Raw genomic sequence first — 23090 nt, 5'->3', positions numbered from 1 at the left:
AAAAGCCTGTTAATTTTCGCTTCTGGGCTTTATTTAAGATGGACCGCTTCTGTTTGACGGGATTAGGTGATATCTTCCTAGTTCTGCTGACTTCTTTCTCAAGCTCTTCCAGGCGCAATGATATGTGTGTTAATCTTTCATAAATCATTTCTAAAAATGATGAAGATCCGTCTGGTATGCGTTTGCTTTGATAAGCTTCATTTACTTCACTCATCAATAGAAGAATATTTTCTCGATCTTCTTGGAGCAGTACTCTTTTACCAGGGGCTCTCCCGCCGATGCTCAATTTATATTATTTATTCGGACGGTTTATTTTTCCCTAAACCGTAGAAATAGAGGAGACTGACGAAAACAGCACCGCCGACAATATTGCCGAGATAAACTGGAATAAAGTTGCTGATAAAGCCGCTCCAAGTAGCACCGCCTTCAAAAATCGCAGCACTAATAACAAACATGTTTGCTACACTATGCTGAAATCCAATAGCAACAAACGTCATTACCGGAAACCAGATAGCCAGGATTTTTCCTGCATCAGACTTTGCACCGTAGCAGAGCCAGACAGCTAAGCCGACAAACCAGTTACAGCCGATTCCGGAGAAAAATGCCGCTGCCGGCGGTGCACTGATTTTTGTCTGTGCAATCAAAAGGGTTTCCTCCAAATAAACACCTGCACTTGTCAAGCCGGCAAGATGACTTAAAAAATAAGAAACGAAAAGGGCTCCGGCAAAATTGGCCAAGGTGATGATTGTTAGATTTTTAACGAGATCGATGAAGGAAATTTTTTTTGAAAACCAGGCAGCAGAGACCGCCATCATATTGCCGGTGACCAGCTCTCCGCCGCCCAACAGAATCACGATTAGTCCCACTGGGAAAACCAGAGCACCAATAAATGAGGCAAAGCTGCCCCAGTCATGTGCAATTGAGGAAATCACACGGATATAAGCAAGATAGCCAAGAGAAATCATTGCACCCCCGATGAAGCCGAGTATAAGTTTTTGCTGCAGTGTTTTTTTCGTTTTTTTGTATCCCATTTGTGTGCTTATTTCCATAATTTCTTCAGGTGAATGCATAGTAACCTCCAATAATTGACTAGGGCGTGTCTGAAAAATTCAGGATATCTGAGTTTTTGTGAAAATTATGAGAGAAGCCGCAGCTTATGCAGTGCATACACAAGTAGTCCTGACGACAAGTTCATAAAGAATTACAAAAATATTTACCGCTGGAATTTCCAGAAACTCCCTAAGTTTTTAAAAGAAAACACACTCAAATTTACGAAGGAGCAGAGTCATTTAAGTGTGTTTCATTATTTAATTGAATAAACTGCTAATTGCCTTGTCAACAAGCTGCTCATCTGCTAAATAAGGAATGGTGATATGATCTGAGCCTGCCCGTGATTTGTTATATTCGATTGATGTCTCAATCGCATGCTCATTTCTGGCCCAATTACGTCGGGCAACGCCACCCATAGTATCCCAGGCAATGGCAGATTTAATGATTTCATCACATAACTCGCTGCCATCTAAAACAAGACCAAAGCCGCCATTGATTGACTTGCCAATTCCAACACCGCCGCCATTATGCAAGGCGATTAAGCTCATACCTCTTGCTGCGTTCCCTGCATAACACTGTGTTGCCATATCTGCGGTAACATTACTGCCGTCTTTGATATTGGATGTTTCCCTAAATGGTGAATCTGTACCTGACACATCATGGTGATCTCGCCCAAGCATTACTGGACCGATCTTGCCTTCACGAACCATTTCATTGAATTTTAGTGCAATATTCACACGTCCCATTGCATCCTGATAAAGAATTCGTGCTTCAGTCCCTACAACCAGCTGATTTTTCTCTGCATCACGAATCCAGTTGTAGTTATCACGGTCCTGATAGCGACGGGTTGGATCAATAACCTCCATTGCTGCATGATCCGTTGCAACTAAATCCTCATGTTTTCTACTCAGACAAACCCAGCGGAAGGGTCCATAACCATAGTCAAACAGCATTGGGCCCATGATATCTTCAACATAGGAAGGCCAGATGAAGCCATCCTTATCATCTACACCATTTTTAGAGATCTCTTTGATCCCGGAATCATAAATTGACTTCATAAATGCATTACCATAATCAAAGAAATAAGTCCCTTTGCGAGTTAATGATTTAATGACCTGATAATGACGAGCCAAAGTTTTATCCACAAGTGTTTTAAATGTTTCCTGATCTTCTGCCAACAATCGAGTACGCTCTTCAAAAGAAACACCCACTGGGCAATAACCGCCTTCATAGACATTATGACAAGACGTCTGATCCGATAGCAGATCTACATGAATGTTCTTTTGATCGATATATTCCAGCAAATCAACAATATTGCCCTGAAAAGCGATCGACGTTGATTCCTGCTTTTCCAGATATTCCGTTGCAAGTATCATGGTTTCTTCAGGTGTCTCAGTAACATTACTGATCCAACCCTGTTCAAGCCGCGTATCAATTCTTGAACGATCCACTTCTGCAATAATTGCTACAGCATTCGCTATCTCTCCGGCTTTTCCTTGTGCGCCGCTCATACCGCCCAAGCCGGAAGAAATGAATAGTTTTCCCTTTAAATCGCCTTCATCGGAAATCCCTAATTTCAACCGTCCCGCGTTTAACAGCGTGTTGAATGTCCCGTGAACGATTCCTTGAGGACCAATGTACATCCAGCCGCCTGCAGTCATTTGTCCATAGTTAGTAACTCCCATCTGTTCTGCGATTTCCCAGTCCTCGATATTATCATACTCACCGATCAACAGACCATTAGTGATGATGACACGCGGGGCATCTTTTTTAGATTTGAACAGGCCTAAAGGATGCCCCGATTCAACAACCAATGTCTGTTCGTCGGTCATATTCTCCAAGTAACGCTTAATTAACTGATACTGCATCCAGTTCGAGCAGACTTGTCCCGTTTCGCCATAGGTCACCAGCTCATAGGGATACAAAGCTACTTCAAAATCCAAGTTGTTATCGATCATTACCTGCATAGCTTTTGCTGCGACACAGTGTCCTTTATATTCATCGATCGGCTTCCCGTGGATGCGTTCCTTTGGATACCAGCGATAGCCGTAGATTCTGCCCCTTGTTTTCAGCTCTTCTAAAAATTCTGGGATTATTTCTTCGTGGTACTTTGGATGAACATAGCGCAGTGCATTCTTCAATGCGGTTTCTGTCTGTGCCCTGCTCAAGCGGAAGCCTCGATCTGGTGCACGACGAATCCCTTCTTGAAAAACTGTTTTTTCCGGTAGTACGTCATCCAGCTTGATCGTCATTGCTGCCTCGATTTCTTTGTATAGGACCATTGTTTTTCTCCTCCTAGTTGAACTCTTTATATTCTCCCTGGAAAAACCTCCAAGGCTGGTTACTTCCCTAGTGTAAACGGTGCTTGTCAACGAAATGTCTATAGATATTATTATAAAGAAAGACTGCTGTTTAAAAAGCGCTTTCTTTTTTTTGACAGAAATTAGACACGAAAATGATTCAATGAGTATAAATCTTACTAGAGAAAGAAGAGCGTATATGTATGGGAGCAGATAAAATTTTATGTCATTTTAGTCAAGTCTTTTGTCCGGTAGACAAAGGGCATCCGCTTAGAGGTGCTGAGATGTCTGAGGGAACGCTCATTGATAATGGTTATATTGCCATTAAGGATGGGGAAATTCTGAAGGTCGGAAGTGGCGAACCGGATAGTACCTTGGTTGATTCGGAAACAGAAATAATTGATTATACAGGGAAATTTGCTGCACCGGGCCTGATTGATTGCCATACTCATTTGGTTTATGGCGGTAGTCGTGAAAATGAGTTTGCAAAAAAACTAGCGGGTGTCAGTTATCTGGATATTCTCGCTGGAGGTGGGGGGATTTTAAGTACCGTTCGTGCAACCAGAGCGGCTTCTTTTGAGACCTTATTGAAAAAATCTGAACAGCTTTTGAATCAAATGGTTGTTCACGGCGTTACAACTGTAGAAGCAAAAAGCGGCTACGGCTTAGATTGGCAAACAGAGAAACGTCAGCTTGAGGTTGTTAAAGCTTTGAATGATACCCATGATATTGATTTAGTTTCAACCTTTATGGGTGCCCATGCGGTACCTCCTGAATACAAGGAAAATCCAGCTGGCTATTTGGATCTGCTGATTGATGAGATGCTGCCGAAAGTAAAAGCTGAGAATTTGGCAGAGTTTTGTGATATTTTTTGTGAGACCGGGGTATTCACGGCAGAGGAATCAAAACGGTTGTTGACAGCAGCAAAAGAGCTGGGCTTCAAGTTGCGGATACATGCAGATGAAATTGATTCGATTGGCGGAGTGGATGTGGCAGCTGAGCTTAAAACGGTCAGTGCTGAGCATCTAATGAAGGCTACAGATGCAGGAATTGAGAAAATGAGCAAAAATCACGTTATTGGCAACCTTTTGCCGGGAACAACCTTTAGCTTGATGGAGGATACTTATGCACCGGCGCAAAAAATGATTGACAGGGGGATGGCAATTAGTCTGTCGACCGATAGTAATCCTGGCAGCTGTCCAACAGCCAATTTACAATTCATCATGCAGCTTGGCTGTTTTATGATGCACCTGACGCCAATTCAGGTCTTTAACGCAGTTACGATTAATGCTGCATATTCTGTTGCCAGAAATGAGACAGTCGGCAGTCTGGATAGGGGGAAGCAAGCCGATATTGCTATTTTTGACACACCCAATATTGATTTCCCATTGTATTTCTTTGCGACAAATTTAGTTTCTGAAGTCTACAAAGCCGGAAAACTTATTGTACGGGAACGGCAGCGGGTTAATTCATAAAACAAAGATCAAAAGGGTTTTCTCCTGAAGTTCTGAAGAGAAAACCTTTTTGATTGGGTTTACTTTATGAACGGGTTTTAACATGCTGTCTTTTCTGTTTGTTTTGTCGTAAAATAAACAGAAGAGACTTGGAAAAGAAGGTGAATAGGATGAAAGATACAGTATATTTTCAATTATTCGGTACGCCCCAGATTTTTTTGAATGGACAGCCCATTCTTTTTTCGTTCTCTAAAATAAATGCGCTTCTTTATTATTTGGTTGTGAATAAAACAGCTAGCAGAGATGAGGTTGCCGGACTTTTATGGGTAAATAAATCAGAAAAAAGTGCCAAAAAGAATCTACGCAATACAATCTATCAAGCTAATAAGGTCCTTGGTGATGACTATATTGTTTCTCCAAACAAAACAATTTTGACCCTGAATGAGTCATTGGAAATTGAAAGCGATATCAATTCTTTTTTATCAAATCCTGTTGCGCATTTCGATTTGTATCAGGATGATTTTTTGAAGGGATTTTTCTTAAAGGATTCCGAGGCATTTGATCTATGGGTCGTAAAAATGCAGAATTTTTATGAACAAAGGTTTGTTCAAACCTGCTATCAAAAAATTGAACAGGATCTTCATAACAATGAATTGACCCATGTAGAAGAAAATATTCGACGGCTGATTGCTATTGATGAATTTGACGAGCGAAACTATCAGCTGCTCATGCAGTATTATCAAGATAATCAGCGCTTTGGAAAAGTCATTGAAACTTACTATGAGCTGTCCAGCTTATTGGAACAGGAACTGGGAATTTTGCCAAATAGCGAAACAAAAGCAATTTATGAAAAGACACTGGCAATTGTTAATCATAAAAAGCAGCATAAGATAAGGAAGGCATCGACGCTATTTTTTGGGCGTACGGCTGAAATTGAACAGCTGGAAACAAACTTTAATTTATTTTCTCAAGATCAGCCCTATCATTCTGCACTGATCGTCGGCGATGCCGGTGTAGGGAAAAGTGCCTTGAGTAAACGAGTACTCACAAATGTTCAGGAGGATTTCCATATTCTGGAAGTCTCCTGTTATCAAGCTGAAAAAGATCATTTGCTGCGTCCTTGGCGAGGGCTCATTGAACAAATTACACAAATCATCGAAGAGGAATGCTTAGTTGACTGCATCTTATGGCAGGAAACAGTTGCCAAATTTTTCCCAAGTTTAACAAATGCTCCACAAGAAGCCGACTATATCGAGACAGAAATAAAGAGTAATATCAATTATTTATCACAGGTTATTTTGGAAGTACTGCAAAAAATCAGCAAAACAAAAAAAGTGATTATATTTATAGAAGATATTCAATGGATGGATGTGCAAAGTATCGGGTTGCTGACCAGCCTAATGCTGCATGTGAAGCATGGGGAAGCTCTATTCCTTTTAACCTTACGGACTGGGTATCAAACGGATATCGAAAATTTCATGGCAACTGTTATCAATTATGAAAAGCTGCTTACGATTAGGCTGGCACCATTTTCTAAACAGGAAACCATAGCATTTGTCCAAAAGCAGCTGGGCAATCTACCGATTGATACCATGACGATGAACCATTTGTTCGATTATACCGAAGGGAATCCCTTCTTTTTAGTTGAGTACATTGGGCTGTTAAAAATGAACATGAATCTGGATGTTATGACTGTTAAAATGCAGGACGCCATAAAAAATCGTTTTTCTTATTTATCCCCTGTAGAAAAAGAGGTGGTTGATATTGTATCTTATTTCTATGATATGGCCCCGATTTCATTGATCGCTCAGCTCTTGGGAAAAGATCAGCTGGTCATTATCGATGCCATCGATAGATTAGTTAATAAAAATATCTTGGAAGAAAAACTGTATGAGGAAGAAAGTCACGCCAGCTTTACACATGTAAAGCTGCGAGAGTTTATTTATCTGAATCAGTCGGTAGCTAAAAAAAGAATCCTTCACGGAAAAATTGCGGTGATTCTGGAAGAGCAGGTTCCGCTAGAGTCAAGTGATCCGCTGCTGTTATCAAAAATTGCCTATCATTATCGGAAAGCAAAACAAGAATTAAAATCGCTTGAGTATGAGTTGGCTTATTTGCAGAATTTTTTCAAATTTCAGCATGAGCTGTTTCCTGTATACAATCGTCAGGAAATCCGAGGGAATAGGACAATAGATGTAGAACAGGAATATACTTTTGAGCGTTTTAGGAATATTCGACAGCAGCTGGCTGACCTTGAAGCGCACCATGAACAGACCGAAAAATATCAGCTGTTATTGGTTAAATTTTTATATTTAGAAGGTCGTTACCTCATTCATTGCGGTGATTACAACCAAGGGATCGAAAACATCCAACGGGTGATTTTCAAATCCAAAAGCTTCCATAATGAAGAATACTTACTGGAAGGGTATCGCCAGATGATTTATTATTACATTCAAACAGATAATGCTGTTGATATGTTTCATTATATCGAATTGGCAATGAATGCCTCTATTAAAGCAAACAACCATGAATCTATCGGAATATTATTACGTCTAAAAGGATTGTACTACTTGATGAGCGGTGATAAAGAGCAGGCAGAACGACTTTTTTATGAGTCGATTACCACCTTTACGATCACCGAAGCCATTAAGAAGAAATATGCCGTAAATATTGCTGCAGCTTACGACTACCTGGCTGAAATTGAACGATTACGTGGAAATGTCAACCAATCTGTGGCTATTCAGGAAAAGGCACTGGCTCTTTGTGAAGGAACTGGAGTTTATTCTAGTTTGGTTGTATTTTATGTTGACATGGGCATTGCATTATTTGCACAAAAAAACTATATGCGTGCAAGGGAATATTTTGAAAAAGCTCAAAATTTGTATACGAAGTTGCCCTCCTTGTGGAAAAAAATACAGCTAAATGCATATACTGCTCTGATCGATTTGCAGGAAGAAAATTACGAAGCAGTCCATAAATTTTTGATAAACTCTAAAGAATATCTAGATACCTTTTCAAATCCTCGAGATGCCGGTATCGTCTATTTCGTGAAAGCTTTGGTCAAGCATCAGCTAGTCCATCAACAAATTGCAGATAAACCACTGGCAGTCTTATTAGCACATAGTGAAAGCTACTACTATGAAAAAGCAACAGCCAGTCTGAGCGTTTATCGCGATCGCTATGAACTACAGGTGCTAGAGGAATTGTTTACCAAGCTGTTACCATCTACTTCTGTAAATGAATCAGTCTGAAATATAGGTAAGCAAGTATTAAATTTGAATAAATATTGGGATAAAAGAGAGAGACTGTGACATAAGTATATCTGAGATCCCTAAAACCGAATAAACGGTGTTCCAGAAGCTGTCTCTTCGGAAATAAGTCGAACTATACTGAAAATATGAGTAGCTATTTTCGTATAGTTCGACTTATTTCTTGAGACAGAACACTTCTGTCACAACCTCTCTCTGATTTTTTAGGAAAAGGTTTATAACTGATAATTAAATAGTATGGTTTATCCCTCAGAAGCTAATATTTTAATAAATTACTTAGGAAAACAGGGAGTTATTATCTTTTAACGAATAACTGCTAGAAGCTTCCTGTGTTTGACGAAATAGTATAGGTGATTTGGAAATAGACAGTTGAATATTTTCCCTTTTTACTTATGGGAAATGAATTATGGCAGTCCTCTCTTTTTACGTAGTTAACAGTGTCTCCTAATTCACTGATTATTGTTTGTTGAATCAACTATATTTATCGCCAGAGAAGTATCAGTCTTATTAAAAGTTGCCCTATGAAATTAAATAAGAGCATTTTCTATAATGAATTTAGAAGATGTACTGCCAAAATCTGCTAATAAAATCATTTTTTTTGCTGATCCAATGATCATTCTTTACGGATTTTTGTGTAAATAAGATTAAAATTTGGTTAAAAATAAATAAAATTTCACTTATTTTTAGGGAGTTCAAGTAATCTATTAAACGTCAAAATACATGATAGAACCTGATTTTTGGTTTAAAGGAATCTGTCCTTCTTTTTTTCTTAAAATCTTCTAAATCTGTCTGTATTTTTTTCTCAGTGATTTGACAGTCACTTTGTGGTGTTGTTCTTTGCCATCGATTTAAAAAAAAATTAAAAAAGCACTTAATTATTGCAGCTTCATTTGAGCAGCTCCGTCTATTCTATTCACAGCTGTCAAAAAAGTGTCAAATTATTTTTCTAAAATAAAAGAGCCTTTTTTAGTTTGAAAAAAATAGTCTTTTTTTTTGTCAAAAAACCAGCAAATTCCGGCAAAAAATCTGGATTTTACCTATGTTGACACTCGAAAAGAACAGTGATATTTTTGGTTTGAAAGCGCTGTCTGGCGCGGGGAGGAGGTTAAGATTTGTATAAAGCAGACGGTTATTCAATGGGACGAAAAATAGCTCTTATGGGTCTACTTATTGCCTTGTCAGTTGTGGCAACTCGGTTTCTATCTTTTGAAACCAGTATTATCAGAATTGGTTTTTCTTTTTTACCGTTAATGGTTATGGGGTATTTATTTCAGCCATGGTTTGCAGGAACAGGTGGAGCAATTGCAGATATCATCGGAATGATTTTATTTCCGAAGGCAGCATTTTTCTTTGGATTTACGATCAATGCATTTTTAGCACCATTTATCTACAGCCTGTTTTTCCATAAAAAGGAAGTGACGCTTAAACGTAATATTACCGCTCAAGTCGCAGTCATGGTTATCATCAGCTTAATTTTAACACCTATTTGGCTGAATTTGATGTTGAAGCTGCCGATCATTGAGCTTTTACCATTACGGATAGGCAAAGAAATGATTGTTGTACCGATAAAAGTTATGGTCGGTCAATATTTATTTAGTCAAAGGAACATGAAAACGGTATTAAATGATGTGTCAAGAAACATGGTATGACGTTATCGTCGGCCGAGTTTGAAAAAATAGAGAGAAGCAAAAGGAAGGATGAGTATAAATGGCAAAATTAGTTGAATGCATCCCTAACTTCAGTGAAGGAAGCGACCAGAAAATAATCGACGGACTGGTAACAACAGCGAAGAGTGTAGGTGGCGTAACGTTGTTGGACTACTCTTCTGACAGTAGTCATAACCGCAGTGTTTTTACTCTTGTGGGTGATGAAAATAGTATTCAGGAGGTTGCTTTTCAATTAGTAAAATATGCAAGCGAGCATATCGATATGACTAAGCAAAAAGGTGAGCATCCAAGAATGGGGGCTACTGATGTAGTACCGTTTGTTCCAATTAAGGATATCACGACAGAGGAATGTGTAGAAATTTCTAAAAAGGTAGCAAAAAGAATCAATGATGAATTAAATATCCCTATTTTCTTGTATGAAGAATCAGCCAGCACACCAAATCGGGTAAACTTGGCGCGAGTGCGTAAAGGTCAATTTGAAGGAATGCCGGAAAAATTACAGGAAGAAGAATGGGCACCCGATTTTGGTGAAAGAAAAATCCATCCGACTGCGGGTGTCACTGCTGTTGGTGCAAGAATGCCGCTGGTGGCATTCAATGTGAATTTAGACACAGATGATATTACCATTGCAAATAATATAGCAAAGATTGTTCGCGGCTCAAGCGGCGGTTTTAAGTATTGTAAAGGTATCGGTGTAATGCTGGAGGAACGCAATATTGCACAAGTATCCATGAATATGGTGAACTTTGAAGGAACGCCCCTTTACCGTGTTGTTGAAACGATTCGTTTTGAAGCAAAACGCTACGGTGTCAATATTATCGGAACAGAGGTTATTGGTTTAACTCCGGCAAAGGCGCTGATTGACTGTGCGGAATATTATCTGCAGGTTGAGGATTTTGATTATGGTAAACAAGTTTTAGAAAATCATTTATTAAACTAGGAGGAGGAAAAAAATGAAACTGGTTGACTTGACTGTAACTGATTTTATGCAGGTACTTGGTTCTGACGAGCCGGCACCCGGCGGCGGCTCTGCTTCAGCATTAGCAGCGGCAATGGGGATCTCATTGACGAAAATGGTTGCAGAATTAACGGTGGGTAAGAAGAAATATGCAGAATTTGATGCACTTATGAAAAAATGTCAGACGGATGCTGCCCAATCACAAGAGGAGCTGCTGCGGGCAATTGACGAAGATACAGAGGCGTTTAACGCCGTATCAGCTGTTTTCTCTATGCCGAAAGAAACAGACGATGAAAAAGCCAAACGACGAGAGGCTATGCAGACAGCATTGGAGGGGGCTGCTAAAACCCCTTATCAGATGATGGAGAAAATTGTTTGTGCACTTCATATTACCAAAGAAGCAGTTGGTAAATCTAATGTGAATGCTGCCAGTGATTTGGGTGTTGCAGCGCTGAATTTAAAATCTGCACTGCAAGGAGCTTGGCTGAATGTACTGATCAATCTTTCAGGGATCAAGAATGAAGAATTTGTGAAGCAATACCGCATGACTGGTGAAAAGATTTTAACAGAAGGCTGTCGGTTGGCAGATGAGATTTATGCAGAAATTTTAAAGATAGTTTAGCTTAGATGGAAAGGATGAATAAATAGGATGACTCATTTATCAGATATTGAAATTGCAAATACGGTTCAAATGAAACCAATTGAGGAGATCGCTGAAAAAACCGGAATTGATGCAGAAAATCTATCTTTGTACGGAAAATATAAGGCAAAGGTCAACGTTCATCAATTAGGGAGCTTAAAAGATAAGAAAAACGGCAAATTGATTCTGGTTACTGCTATTACTCCAACACCAGCTGGAGAGGGGAAAACCACAACCTCAGTCGGGTTGGCTGATGCACTGACAAAGCTTGGAAAAAATGCAATTATTGCTTTGAGAGAACCTTCATTAGGACCTGTATTTGGTGTTAAAGGAGGTGCTGCTGGCGGCGGCTATGCCCAGGTGGTTCCAATGGAAGATATCAACCTTCATTTTACTGGTGATTTCCATGCTATCGGAGCAGCTAATAATTTACTGGCAGCTTTGCTGGACAATCATATCCATCAAGGCAACAGCTTAGGGATCGATTCCCGACGGATTACATGGAAACGTGTAGTGGATATGAATGACCGACAGCTGCGTCATATTGTAGATGGCCTTCAGGGAAAAGTCAACGGCGTTCCTAGAGAAGATGGCTATGACATTACGGTAGCATCGGAAATTATGGCAATCCTTTGTCTGGCAAAGGATATCGTTGACTTGAAAGAAAAATTACGCAAAATTATTGTGGCGTATTCCTTTACCGGAGAGCCCGTCACTGCAGGTGACTTGAAAGCTGAAGGGGCTTTAACTGCTCTGCTGAAAGAGGCAATTCATCCTAATCTAGTTCAAACATTGGAGCAAACACCAGCCTTTATCCATGGTGGACCATTTGCCAATATCGCTCATGGCTGTAATAGTGTACTGGCAACAAAAATGGCTTTGAAATATGCTGATTATGCTGTAACTGAGGCAGGCTTCGGTGCAGATTTAGGTGCGGAAAAGTTCATTGACATCAAATGCCGACTGGCTGATTTACAACCGGATGCTGTAGTATTGGTGGCAACTATTCGCGCTCTGAAAATGCATGGCGGTGTTAAAAAGACAGAATTGGGAGCAGAAAATGTCGAAGCTGTGATCAATGGTCTGCCTAATTTGGAGAAGCATCTGTCAAATATTCAAAATGTCTATGGTCTGCCGGTGGTTGTAGCGATCAATAAATTCCCGACAGATACAGAAGCTGAATTACAAGCAGTTCATGCAGCCTGTGAGGATCGCGGCGTAGAGGTTGTATTATCTGATGTCTGGGGCTCAGGAGGTGCTGGCGGTGAAACGTTGGCTAAGAAGGTCATAGAATTGGCAGAACAGACGAATACCTTTAGCTACGTATATGAGCTATCTGATAGTATTGAAGAAAAATTAAATAAAATCGTCCAAAAGGTTTATGGGGGTCAGGGGGTTGAATTAGCTCCTGCTGCTCGTAGAGAGCTGCAGGAACTGGAACGACTGGGCTTTTCCAACTATCCGATTTGTATGGCGAAGACACAGTATTCATTCTCTGATGATGCCAGTCTCATTGGGGCGCCTAAGGACTTCACTGTGGCAATCAAAAACTTAAAAGTTTCAGCAGGTGCCGGCTTTATTGTTGCATTAACAGGTGCCGTCATGACAATGCCGGGCTTACCCAAATCACCGGCAGCTGAACGTATTGATGTTGATGCAGATGGGAATATCTCTGGTCTGTTTTAGCCAGAATGTTTAGAGACCTGCATGGGAATTTGTAGATTAACCTCAAAAGAGTATCATGTCTCTGACTGGAGCGGCGGAAAGACAACGGAAATCTATCTTTCCCCTCCAGAGGGGCAGTATCAAATCGGTAAATTTGACTATCGAGTGTCTAGTGCAAGAGTTGATTTGGAAACAACTACTTTCAGCGAGTTACCCGGCTATAAGCGTTTAATTATGCCGATTGAGCAATCTTTGACATTAGAACATGTATATCCAGTTGATACAGTAGAAAGAGTCATTCTCCAGCCATTTGAGAGCCACTGCTTTGATGGTGGTCAAAAGACAACAAGCTATGGAAAATGCCGGGATTTCAATCTAATTTATCGACCGGAGTATTTTGGGGAAATGATTGCTTTGATGAAGGAACAGCCTTATTTTATCGAGCCTGGTAAAACCTATCTATTTTATGCGTTAACAGATGTGTTGGTGGAGATTTTTGAAAAAAATGAATGTATTTCGTCACTGCAGCTTTGCGGTGAGGAGAGCATACTTTTCTCGGAACATACATTCCAGCTGTTATTGGCAGCAATCCCGAAGAAAAGAACGCATCGTGAACCACTGGCAATTTGGACAACTATTGCGCGAATGAGCGAATGATTTAAAAATGTTCACGCTAAGATGAACATTTGAAAGCGTTACCTTTTTTAATCTAAAAAAACTACTGACTGTTAGTGGATTACAGCCAGAGAGGAGAAAAATATGGACAAGAATCAGGAGATGGAAAACGAAAAGTCCAAGTTTAGTTTGAATGGTGCAACATTATATGGGATTAATGCAGTAATTGGTTCAGGGATATTCCTGCTGCCTCGAACGATTTACAGGGATCTGGGACCGGCCTCCTTGATCGCTATGCTGCTGGATGCTGTTTTAGTATTGATGCTGGCTGTTTGTTTTGCAGAGGTAGCTGGGTATTTTAACAAAAATGGCGGTGCTTTTCAGTATTCTAAAACAGCTTTTGGAGACCTTGTAGGTTTCAACGTGGGCTTATTGGGTTGGTTTGTCACGATTATCGCCTGGTCAGCTATGGCTGCCGGCTTTGCTAAATTATTGATTGTGACCTTTCCCAGCTTAGAAGGAAAGAATACCATTATTAGTATTTTACTTGTTTTGTTTTTATCCTTGATCAACAGCTTTGGGATTAAAACATCAAAGATTTTTACGATTACGATTACGATTGCAAAACTGATTCCGATTATTGCCTTTTCAGTTATCAGCCTTTTCTTTATTAGACATGGGTTTTCTGAAGGAAACTTTACACCCTTTCTACAACTGAATCCGGATATGACACTATCACAGGCAATGGCTTCAACATCGTTAACTGTTTTTTATGCCTTTATTGGTTTTGAAGCGCTGCCGGTTGTTGCTGGAGAAATGCGTAATGCCAAGAAAAATGTGCCAATCGCAATTATTGGTTCGATTAGTATTGTTTCGATCTTATATTTTATAATTATTTCCGGAACGATTGCTATGCTGGGAACAGGCATTTTACAAAGTAACGCACCTGTTCAAGATGCGTTTGTAAAAATGATTGGTCCAGCAGGAAAATGGCTGATTTCCATTGGGGCATTAGTTTCCATTGCTGGGTTGAACATGGGTGATTCCGTGATGATTCCTCGATATGGTGCCTCAATTTCTGATGAAGGCTTGCTGCCAAAAATGATTGCCAGAAAAAATGGGCGCGGCGCTCCCATCGTTGCTATTATCGTATCAGGAGTACTAACGGTAATCTTACTGTTGAGCGGCTCATTTGAGCAGCTTGCGGAATTAAGTGTTGTCTTTCGTTTTATTCAGTATATTCCTACCGCATTATCCGTTATCTGGCTGCGCAAAAAAGGGATGGATCACGTACCGGCCTTTCGCTTACCATTTGGTCCGGTAATTCCAATCCTATCCATTATTGTTAGTATCTGGATGCTGGCTGCTGCTGATCCAATTAATATTATTTCCGGTATTGTTGGTATTGTTGTTGCAACGATTTTATATTTTGTATTGAATCGTAAAAATGAAGCTGCCGATGGAGAAATTTGATTAGCGAATCGAAAGATAGCAGAAACTGGAAAGCCATAATGAAAAAAAGATTATGTGCTTAAACGCAAGGATGGGGAGAATGAGAATAAGCAGTGAGGAAGCAATTGCCTGGATTCACCGGAGAATACCTGTTGGTCAGCGTCCGGGATTGCGTCGTGTGAACCGTTTGCTTAAAATGGTTGGACATCCTGAAAGAAATGTCCCCACGATTCATATTGGCGGGACTAACGGGAAAGGATCTACTGTTACCTACTTGAGCTGTTTGCTGCAGGAAACAGGTCTGTCCGTAGGCACCTTTACCTCCCCTTATATTGAGTGTTTTAATGAACGCCTGTCAATCAATGGACAGCCGATTTCTGATGAGCAGTTAATCGCCTATGTTGAAAAATATCAACCATTAGTTATGCGGCTGGATGAGGTACAGGAAACAAAAGGAATAACAGAATTTGAATTATTGACCGTAATGGCTTTTGATTACTTTTCCAATATGCAGGTGGATGTATTGATTATGGAGGTCGGCATAGGGGGACGCTGGGACAGCACAAATGTCTGTCACCCGTTATTAACGGCAATTACGACGATTGGAAAAGATCATACAGATATTTTGGGGGAGACGCTGACGGATATTGCCGGTCAAAAAACAGGAATCATTAAACCGTATGTACCTGTTGTGACGGGTCCTCTCCCTAAAGAAGCCTTGAGAGTTGTACAGAAAGAAGCCGGCAAACAACAAAGTCAGTTATACTGTTTAGGGGAAGGCTTTCAGGTCAGCTATGAACACCCTGCAGATTTTTGGGGAGAGCTCTTTCATTATTATAGTCGGAATCTCTCTCTGTATGATCTGCGTCTGCCGCTTGCAGGCAGACACCAGATCGAAAATGCCGGCGTTGCTCTTTGCTTGTATGAATTATTTTGTGAATTGAACGAGCTGCCGGTGTGTTCTGACAATATTTATCGTGGGTTTTTACGAGTGCAATGGCCGGCTAGAATGGAGCCTGTCAATCAGACACCATTGATTATCTTGGACGGCGCGCATAATGAAGCGGCAGTTGAGCGCTTGGTCGAAACGATTCAGAACGAATTTTGCCATCAGCAGGTGTTTATTCTATTTTCTGCTTTGGTGACAAAGGATATTCAGAAAATGCTTTTACTGCTTCAAGCAATTCCGAATGTCCGCGTATATGTAACAACCTTTTCTTATCCAAAGGCTATGGTCTTTGATGAAAGCTGGTTTAAGGAGTATCCGGAAGTTTCCCATGCTGCTGATTGGCAGGAATTGATCCATCATTTCAAACAGACCATGAATAAAAATGAGCTTTTGATTGTCACCGGTTCGCTTTATTTTGTTTCTCAGGTCAGACAGCTTCTGATCAGTGAAACAAAAAATGAAACAGCGAAGCAGAGTAAAAAGAAATAAGTGTGTTTGCTTTGATTAAAATAAGACGGAGTCAAATTAATTTTGACGAGGAGGAAAATGAAATGGCAAATGTATTAATATTAGATGGAGATAGTTTGACCTTAGAAGACGTGGCAGCGGTTGCACGCCAAGGTGTCATTTGTAAAATAGATGAAGCGGCGAAGAAAGAGGTTATTGCTTCAAGAAAGATTGTAGATAAAATAGTGGAAGAGCGCCGGGTTGTCTATGGTGTCAATACAGGATTTGGCTCTCTTTGTAATGTGAGCATCTCAAAAGAAGATACCGTACAGCTTCAGGAAAATTTGATTCGTACCCATGCATGTGGTTATGGCGACCCCTTTCCGGAGGATGTTGTTCGGGCAATCATGCTGATTCGGGTAAATTCATTGGTTAAAGGATATTCAGGTATTCGCTTAAGTACGATCGAAGCCTTGTTAGGGATGCTGAATAGCGGTGTGCATCCATTTATTCCGGAGAAAGGCTCTTTAGGTGCTTCAGGTGATTTAGCACCGTTGGCACATATGGTTCTACCTTTACTTGGCTTAGGAAAGGCTTACTATAAGGGTGAATTATTGCAGGGCAAGATAGCTATGGAAAAAGCAGGCTTACCGATTATTCAGTTGAGTGCTAAAGAAGGCCTGGCCTTTATTAACGGAACGACAGTATTAAATGGGGTGGGTGCTCTAGCAACCTATGATGCAATTGAGTTATTGAAATTGTCGGATATTGCCGGTGCATTATCCTTGGAGGTACACAATGGTATCTCAAGCCCTTTTGCAGAAAATTTACATACCATTCGCCCTCAAAATGGTCAATTAGCCACTGCAAAGAATATACGTCAGCTGATTAAAGGCAGTGCATACACTACTGTGGCAACTGCTGATCGAGTACAGGACCCTTATACTTTGCGCTGTATCCCGCAAATTCATGGAACCAGCAAAGACAGCGTTGCCTATGTCAAAGAGAAGGTTGAAGTTGAGCTCAACTCAGTTACAGATAACCCAATTATCACTAGAACCGGTGAAGTGATTTCAGGCGGAAACTTTCACGGTGAACCATTGGCACAGCCATTTGATTTTCTGGGGATTGCTGCTTCTGAAATCGGAAATGTTTCTGAACGCCGCGTTGAGCGTCTGGTGAACAGCCAATTAAGTAAGCTGCCTTCATTCCTGGTAAAATATCCCGGATTGAACTCTGGGTTTATGATTACACAATATGCTTGCGCCTCTCTAGCTTCAGAGAATAAAATCCTTTCTCATCCGGCCAGTGTAGATTCTATCCCTTCTTGTGAAAATCAGGAGGATTTTGTCAGTATGGGAACAACAGCGGCAAGAAAAGCAGCGGAGATTATTAAGAATTCCCGTAGAATTGTTGCAACTGAAATCATGGCAGCTTGTCAAGCGCTTGATATAAAACAGCAGCAAAAAGACCTTGGTAAAGGAACAAAGGTTGCATATGAACAATTTAGAAAAGTCGTTAACTTTATTGAAAACGATAAGGATATTGAAATCTATGAAGAACTAAATAAAGCGACAAATGCTTTAACTGACGGAAAATTATTAGCAGCCGTAGAACAGGCAGTCACTTTAGACATCCAATTTAACTAGAGCAAAAAAGACAAGCAGGAAAAGTCAGCAGCTAAAAATGATGCGCACCCCTGCTTGTTTTGCCATATCTTCGTTTATATACAATAACCTTAAAAAGGGGGAACATCACATGCACTATCAAAAACCAAAAGGAACCATTGATATTTTACCCGGGCAATCAGAAAAATGGCAGTATATAGAGGCTGCTGCCAGAGAGGTTTTTCAACGCTATAATTTTCATGAAGTACGGACACCGATTTTTGAGCATTTTGAAGTGATTGCTCGAAGTGTAGGAGAAAGTACAGACATTGTTAGTAAAGAAATGTATGACTTTTATGATAAAGGCAACCGTCATATCACACTGCGTCCGGAGGGAACAGCCCCTCTTGTAAGAAGCTATGTGGAAAACAAGCTCTATGGACCTGAACACAGTCATCCATTTAAGGCTTATTATATGGGGCCTATGTTTCGTTATGAACGACCTCAAGCTGGGCGGCTTCGGCAGTTTCATCAGATTGGCGTAGAAGTGATCGGCAGCAGTAATCCCGCAACTGATGTAGAAACGATGATGATGGCTTTAGAATTTTTTAACTGTTTAGGGGTCAATGAAACGAAATTGGTCATCAATTCTTTAGGGACCCGAGAAAGCCGTAAAAAGTATCGTCAGACATTGATTGATTATTTGACACAATTTGAAGAACAGCTGAGTGAGGATTCAAAGCGGCGGCTTTATCAAAATCCCCTTCGAGTACTAGACAGTAAGGATGTAAGGGATCAGAAAATCATCACAGGGGCACCATCTATTTTAGACAGCCTCGACAAAGAAAGCAGCTTATTTTTTGAAGAAGTTAAACAACTGCTGGAGGTTGCGAATATTTCGTATAGCGTGGATCATCGTATGGTACGTGGACTGGACTATTATAATCACACTGTCTTTGAAATTATGAGTGAGGCAGCTGCCTTTAATGGTGTGCTTACAACGATTTGTGCCGGGGGACGTTATGATGGTTTGATTAGTGAATTTGGAGGACCGGCTGTTGTAGATACAGGCTTTGGCTTTGCACTGGGAATCGAGCGGGCGCTGCTTGCAAGTGAAGCTGAAGGGAGAAGCATTCCGGGTTCCAGAGAGATAGATGTTTATGTTGCTTGTCTGGCACCTTCCGGAAACGGCTATGCGCAACAGGTTGCACAAATAGCTAGAAAAGCGAAATTGATCGTTGAGCGGGATATCTCCTACCAAAAGATTCGAAATCAGCTTCGCAAAGCAAATAAACTAAATGCAAAGATTGTTGCGATTATTGGTGAAAATGAAGTAAATGATGCACAGGTGGTTTTGAAGGATATGCATTCCGGTGAAGAGCTGCGTATTCCCTATACGCAGTTAACAGCTTATTTTGATAACGTTTAGAAATATAAGATGAAATGGGCGAAAACAATGAGGATGTTAAGAAACAAAGATTTTTGGCAGGAAATGATTACAAAATTAACGGTTATTTTGATTTACGCATTTTTATACTCAATTGCATTAAACTTGTTTTGGCAGCCGGGAAGGATATATGCTGGGGGAATTACTGGCTTATCCCAGATCATTTCCACTGTTGTTACACGCTGGGGCTCATTTTATCTACCTATCTCAGTTATTTACTATGTGTTGAATATTCCTTTATTTATTCTTGCCTGGTTTAAACTCAATCGGAAACTTGTTATTTTTATGATCGTCAGTGTTACCAGCGCTTCTTTTGCTATTCAAATTTTACCCTCCGTCGCACTAACTACAGATCCGATTATTTGTGCGATTTTTGGTGGAGCGGTCAATGGCTTTTCATTAGGTCTGGCCCTGAAGTATGGATTGTCTACAGGAGGTCTGGACATTGTTATCATTATCTTGCGTAAATGGACCGGTCAAAGTGTTGGGGCAATTTCTATGATTATCAATGGATTGATTGTTTTGACTGCAGGCTATTTATTTGGCTGGCCCTATGCTTTTTACAGTCTGCTTTCCATTATTGTCAGCGGGAAGGTTACTGACTTGGTTTATGTAAAGCATCAAAAGGTGCAGGTGATGATTATCACACAAAAGCCGGAGCTGGTCATTCCGGGACTGCAGACCCAATTGACTAGAGGAATCACGATGATTCCACAGGCAGAAGGTGCCTACGATCATCAACCGCAAACGATTTTAATCACCATCATCACCTACTATGAAATGGAGCTGCTTGAAAAAATTATGAAAAAGGTTGACCCGCACGCATTTGTCAGTGTATCGCAGGACGTGAAGATTTTAAGCCAGTTCAAGGAGCTGGACATTGTGTAGCGCAAAGGATGATTTCATTGATGAAGTTAAAACAGCTAAAGACCTGATTGATTTTGTATCTAATAAAGATTTCAGCAGCAGCCTTCTATGTTAAAATCAACTATTCTCACTTCGACTGGCAGAGCTGCTGTAAAGTTTGCTTTTTTCTATGGCAGTATTGAATATTGACATTTTCCGATGATTTATCAAAAAGTAAAAAATCAGTAAAACATAAAAGAACAAGTCTCGGAATGATTTCGTGAGGTATTTGTTCTTTTTCAGTATAGCTGGCTGACTCTTTACTGTTTAGATAGACTGATCCGTTGCGTTGGAAATAGAAGAGTTTATCTTGCTGTCGGCGGGAAATAGAAATCTTTGGGAATCATTAAAATACCACTTGACTTTCATGAAAATCTCTAGTAGTTTATAGTTTGTATGTAATATTGAAAATCGATGAAGGAACGAGTAAATTTCTTATTTGTGTCAAAAGAGAGAGAGGCCTTGGCTGAAAGCAGCTCCGCAAAAGAAATCGAAAGACATTCCTGAGATGAATGTAAGAAAAGCCATTCCGTTACGAGCGTTAATCGTTGAGATGAGAGAGCAATCTTTCAAAATTAGGTGGTACCGCGTATGAATGATTCGTTCGCCCTTGTAGATGATACAAGGGCGAATTTTTTATTTATCAGGAGATAACAAGAAGTTTGACGTGTCGAGGATAAGAAATCCCAGTTAGTTGATGCTGTCCTTTTCATGTTAATAATGTTTAGTAATCGAGCGTTTTGCCAATCGTACAACAACAATTAGTTATTTTCATTGTCAGCCAATTGAATCAATGAGAGAGAAATGGAGGAAAATCAGATGAATTATCAAAAGCCAAAAGGTACATATGATCTGCTGCCGGGGACAACAGAGAAATGGCAGTTTGTTGAGGAAACAGCACGTTTGCTTTTCAGAGATTATCAATATCAGGAAATCCGCACGCCGATTTTTGAACACTACGAAGTGATTGCTCGAAGTGTGGGTGATACAACCGATATCGTTTCTAAAGAAATGTATGATTTTTATGATAAAGGAAATCGGCATGTGACACTGCGTCCGGAAGGAACAGCACCGATCGTCAGAGCCTTCGTTGAAAACAAGCTGTTTGGGCCTGAATATGCGAAGCCATATAAAACATTTTACATAGGACCAATGTTCCGTTATGAAAACCCGCAGGCAGGGCGTCAGCGTCAATTCCATCAAATCGGTGTTGAAGCGTTTGGCAGCGATAATCCTGCTGTTGATGTAGAAAGTATGGCAATGGCGATGGATTTCTTCAAACAACTAGGCATCAACGAGATCAAGTTAGTCATCAATTCTTTAGGAGATAAAGACAGCCGTGCTGCTTACCGTCAGGCACTGATCGATTATCTTGAACCGAAAGCCGAAGAGCTTAGTGAAGATTCAAAACGGCGACTGTACGAAAACCCATTACGTGTGTTGGACAGTAAGGATAGAAAAGATAAGGCGATCATAGCAGATGCCCCCTCTATTCTGGATTACTTAAATGAAGCATCTAAGCAACATTTTGAAACGGTACTGCAAATGCTGGATGAATTGGAAATTTCTTATGTAATCGATCAAAATATGGTTCGCGGATTAGATTACTATACACATACGATTTTTGAAATCATGAGTGAAGCAAAAGGCATGGGGGCACAGTCAACGATCTGTGCCGGTGGCCGCTATGATGGACTGGTCGAAGAACTTGGGGGACCGGAAACACCGAGCTTTGGTTTCGCCATGGGGATTGAGCGGATTTTGCTCACAATGGAAGCGGAAGGAATCATCATTCCTGAAATTAATGAGATTGATGCTTATGTTGTCGGTATTGGTGCGGATACAAATATTGCTTCGCTGAAACTGGTTCAAGTAATTAGAAATTTTGGTTTTTCTGCGGATCGCGATTTTATGAGTCGTAAACCGAAGGCCCAATTTAAAACGGCAGCGAAGCTCAATGCAAAGCTGGTATTAACGATCGGTGAGAGTGAACTGGTTGAAGGAATTGTTAATGTGAAAAATATGGTCAGCCGTGAAGAAAAAGCATTTAAGCTGGTTGATATTTATGAACGCTTTAATGAAGTCTATGATGAGATGACAACGATTATGCTTGATTGATAACGACAGGTAAATATGGTAAAAAAACGAAACGAAGAAAAAGGGGCTGTTTCAGCAGAGAGAATCTGTTTAGAAACAAAAGCAGTGTCTAACTAATAAAAAATGAATGTTGTCAAACAAGAAAGGGAGTGCCATTATCCTGTTATCAAGCATGGTAGGAATAATGGACATCGGACCTTCAAAATCAAAGCATTCAAATTATGAGTAAAAAATGAATGTTGTCAAACAAGAAAGGGAGTGCCATTATCCTGTTATCAAGTATGGTAGGAATAATGGACATCGGACCTTCAAAATTAAAGCATTCAAATTGTAAGTAAAAAATGAATGTTGTCAAACAAGAAAGGGAGTGCCATTATCCTGTTATCAAGTATGGTAGGAATAATGGACATCGGACCTTCAAAGTTAAAGCATTCAAATTATAAGTAAAAAATGAATGTTGTCAAACAAGAAAGGGAGTGCCATTATCCTGTTATCAAGCATGGTAGGAATAATGGACATCGGACCTTCAAAATCAAAGCATTCAAATTATGAGTAAAAAATGAATGT

15 protein-coding genes are annotated in these 23090 nt (G+C 40.2%); 13 read left to right on the top strand and 2 right to left on the bottom strand.

Annotated elements, in window-relative coordinates; genetic code table 11:
- Positions 1-296: 296 nt before the first annotated feature.
- Both LI951_RS09940 and LI951_RS09935 read right to left on the bottom strand, forming a co-directional pair.
- Positions 297-1070 (bottom strand): formate/nitrite transporter family protein, encoded by a 774-nt coding sequence (locus LI951_RS09940; RefSeq protein WP_229442038.1) that lies wholly within the window; start codon positions 1068-1070, stop codon positions 297-299.
- 237 nt (positions 1071-1307) lie between these two features.
- The gene (locus tag LI951_RS09935; protein ID WP_229442037.1) at positions 1308-3332 is read right to left on the bottom strand and encodes a urocanate hydratase; all 2025 of its coding nucleotides are present in this window, start codon (positions 3330-3332) and stop codon (positions 1308-1310) included.
- Positions 3333-3553: 221 nt separating this feature from the next.
- On the opposite strand from LI951_RS09935, the gene hutI reads away from it, so the two are divergent.
- The 13 genes from hutI to hisS (LI951_RS09870) all read left to right on the top strand — a co-directional run bounded on the left by hutI (position 3554) and on the right by hisS (LI951_RS09870) (position 22544).
- Complete coding sequence (gene hutI, locus LI951_RS09930) at positions 3554-4825, top strand: imidazolonepropionase (RefSeq protein ID WP_202067957.1); 1272 nt, start codon at positions 3554-3556, stop codon at positions 4823-4825.
- Between the two features lie 149 nt (positions 4826-4974).
- The gene (locus LI951_RS09925) at positions 4975-8055 is read left to right on the top strand and encodes an AAA family ATPase (RefSeq protein ID WP_229442036.1); all 3081 of its coding nucleotides are present in this window, start codon (positions 4975-4977) and stop codon (positions 8053-8055) included.
- Between the two features lie 1130 nt (positions 8056-9185).
- Positions 9186-9722: a folate family ECF transporter S component gene (locus LI951_RS09920; protein ID WP_229442035.1), complete on the top strand. Its 537-nt coding sequence runs from the start codon at positions 9186-9188 to the stop codon at positions 9720-9722.
- Between the two features lie 58 nt (positions 9723-9780).
- Complete coding sequence (ftcD, locus tag LI951_RS09915; protein WP_229442034.1) at positions 9781-10680, top strand: glutamate formimidoyltransferase; 900 nt, start codon at positions 9781-9783, stop codon at positions 10678-10680.
- A gap of 13 nt (positions 10681-10693) precedes the next feature.
- Positions 10694-11320 (top strand): cyclodeaminase/cyclohydrolase family protein, encoded by a 627-nt coding sequence (locus LI951_RS09910; RefSeq protein WP_229442033.1) that lies wholly within the window; start codon positions 10694-10696, stop codon positions 11318-11320.
- Positions 11321-11347: 27 nt separating this feature from the next.
- Positions 11348-13024 carry a formate--tetrahydrofolate ligase gene (locus tag LI951_RS09905; protein WP_202067961.1) on the top strand — a complete coding sequence of 559 codons (1677 nt, stop codon included), beginning with the start codon at positions 11348-11350 and terminating at the stop codon, positions 13022-13024.
- A 21-nt stretch (positions 13025-13045) separates the two neighbouring features.
- Positions 13046-13660 carry a HutD family protein gene (locus LI951_RS09900; RefSeq protein WP_229442032.1) on the top strand — a complete coding sequence of 205 codons (615 nt, stop codon included), beginning with the start codon at positions 13046-13048 and terminating at the stop codon, positions 13658-13660.
- A 102-nt stretch (positions 13661-13762) separates the two neighbouring features.
- Positions 13763-15091: an APC family permease gene (locus LI951_RS09895; RefSeq protein ID WP_229442031.1), complete on the top strand. Its 1329-nt coding sequence runs from the start codon at positions 13763-13765 to the stop codon at positions 15089-15091.
- A gap of 79 nt (positions 15092-15170) precedes the next feature.
- A complete protein-coding gene (locus tag LI951_RS09890) occupies positions 15171-16508 on the top strand; it encodes a bifunctional folylpolyglutamate synthase/dihydrofolate synthase (protein WP_229442030.1) in 1338 nt (445 codons plus the stop codon).
- A gap of 62 nt (positions 16509-16570) precedes the next feature.
- On the top strand, positions 16571-18115 hold the full coding sequence (gene hutH / locus LI951_RS09885) for a histidine ammonia-lyase (RefSeq protein WP_229442029.1): 1545 nt from the start codon (positions 16571-16573) through the stop codon (positions 18113-18115).
- A 109-nt stretch (positions 18116-18224) separates the two neighbouring features.
- The gene (gene hisS, locus LI951_RS09880) at positions 18225-19502 is read left to right on the top strand and encodes a histidine--tRNA ligase (protein ID WP_229442028.1); all 1278 of its coding nucleotides are present in this window, start codon (positions 18225-18227) and stop codon (positions 19500-19502) included.
- 27 nt (positions 19503-19529) lie between these two features.
- On the top strand, positions 19530-20408 hold the full coding sequence (locus LI951_RS09875) for a YitT family protein (RefSeq protein WP_229442027.1): 879 nt from the start codon (positions 19530-19532) through the stop codon (positions 20406-20408).
- 837 nt (positions 20409-21245) lie between these two features.
- Positions 21246-22544, top strand: a complete 1299-nt coding sequence (gene hisS / locus LI951_RS09870) for a histidine--tRNA ligase (protein WP_229442026.1) — start codon at positions 21246-21248, stop codon at positions 22542-22544.
- Positions 22545-23090 lie beyond the last annotated feature (546 nt).

This window comes from Enterococcus sp. BWT-B8 (genome assembly GCF_020567625.1).
Lineage (GTDB): Bacteria > Bacillota > Bacilli > Lactobacillales > Enterococcaceae > Enterococcus_L.
The sequence above is the reverse complement of the archived record's forward strand: the minus strand, read 5'-3'. Positions and strand labels throughout refer to the sequence as shown.

What these genes read in the sequence shown, in the direction of transcription:
- LI951_RS09940 (WP_229442038.1), bottom strand. Translation starts at nt 1,070, where the DNA reads ATGCATTCACCTGAAGAAATTATGGAAATAAGCACACAAATGGGATAC.
- LI951_RS09935 (WP_229442037.1), bottom strand. Translation starts at nt 3,332, where the DNA reads ATGGTCCTATACAAAGAAATCGAGGCAGCAATGACGATCAAGCTGGAT.
- hutI (WP_202067957.1), top strand. Translation starts at nt 3,554, where the DNA reads ATGGGAGCAGATAAAATTTTATGTCATTTTAGTCAAGTCTTTTGTCCG.
- LI951_RS09925 (WP_229442036.1), top strand. Translation starts at nt 4,975, where the DNA reads ATGAAAGATACAGTATATTTTCAATTATTCGGTACGCCCCAGATTTTT.
- ftcD (WP_229442034.1), top strand. Translation starts at nt 9,781, where the DNA reads ATGGCAAAATTAGTTGAATGCATCCCTAACTTCAGTGAAGGAAGCGAC.
- LI951_RS09910 (WP_229442033.1), top strand. Translation starts at nt 10,694, where the DNA reads ATGAAACTGGTTGACTTGACTGTAACTGATTTTATGCAGGTACTTGGT.
- LI951_RS09905 (WP_202067961.1), top strand. Translation starts at nt 11,348, where the DNA reads ATGACTCATTTATCAGATATTGAAATTGCAAATACGGTTCAAATGAAA.
- LI951_RS09900 (WP_229442032.1), top strand. Translation starts at nt 13,046, where the DNA reads ATGGGAATTTGTAGATTAACCTCAAAAGAGTATCATGTCTCTGACTGG.
- LI951_RS09895 (WP_229442031.1), top strand. Translation starts at nt 13,763, where the DNA reads ATGGACAAGAATCAGGAGATGGAAAACGAAAAGTCCAAGTTTAGTTTG.
- LI951_RS09890 (WP_229442030.1), top strand. Translation starts at nt 15,171, where the DNA reads ATGAGAATAAGCAGTGAGGAAGCAATTGCCTGGATTCACCGGAGAATA.
- hutH (WP_229442029.1), top strand. Translation starts at nt 16,571, where the DNA reads ATGGCAAATGTATTAATATTAGATGGAGATAGTTTGACCTTAGAAGAC.
- hisS (WP_229442028.1), top strand. Translation starts at nt 18,225, where the DNA reads ATGCACTATCAAAAACCAAAAGGAACCATTGATATTTTACCCGGGCAA.
- LI951_RS09875 (WP_229442027.1), top strand. Translation starts at nt 19,530, where the DNA reads ATGAGGATGTTAAGAAACAAAGATTTTTGGCAGGAAATGATTACAAAA.
- hisS (WP_229442026.1), top strand. Translation starts at nt 21,246, where the DNA reads ATGAATTATCAAAAGCCAAAAGGTACATATGATCTGCTGCCGGGGACA.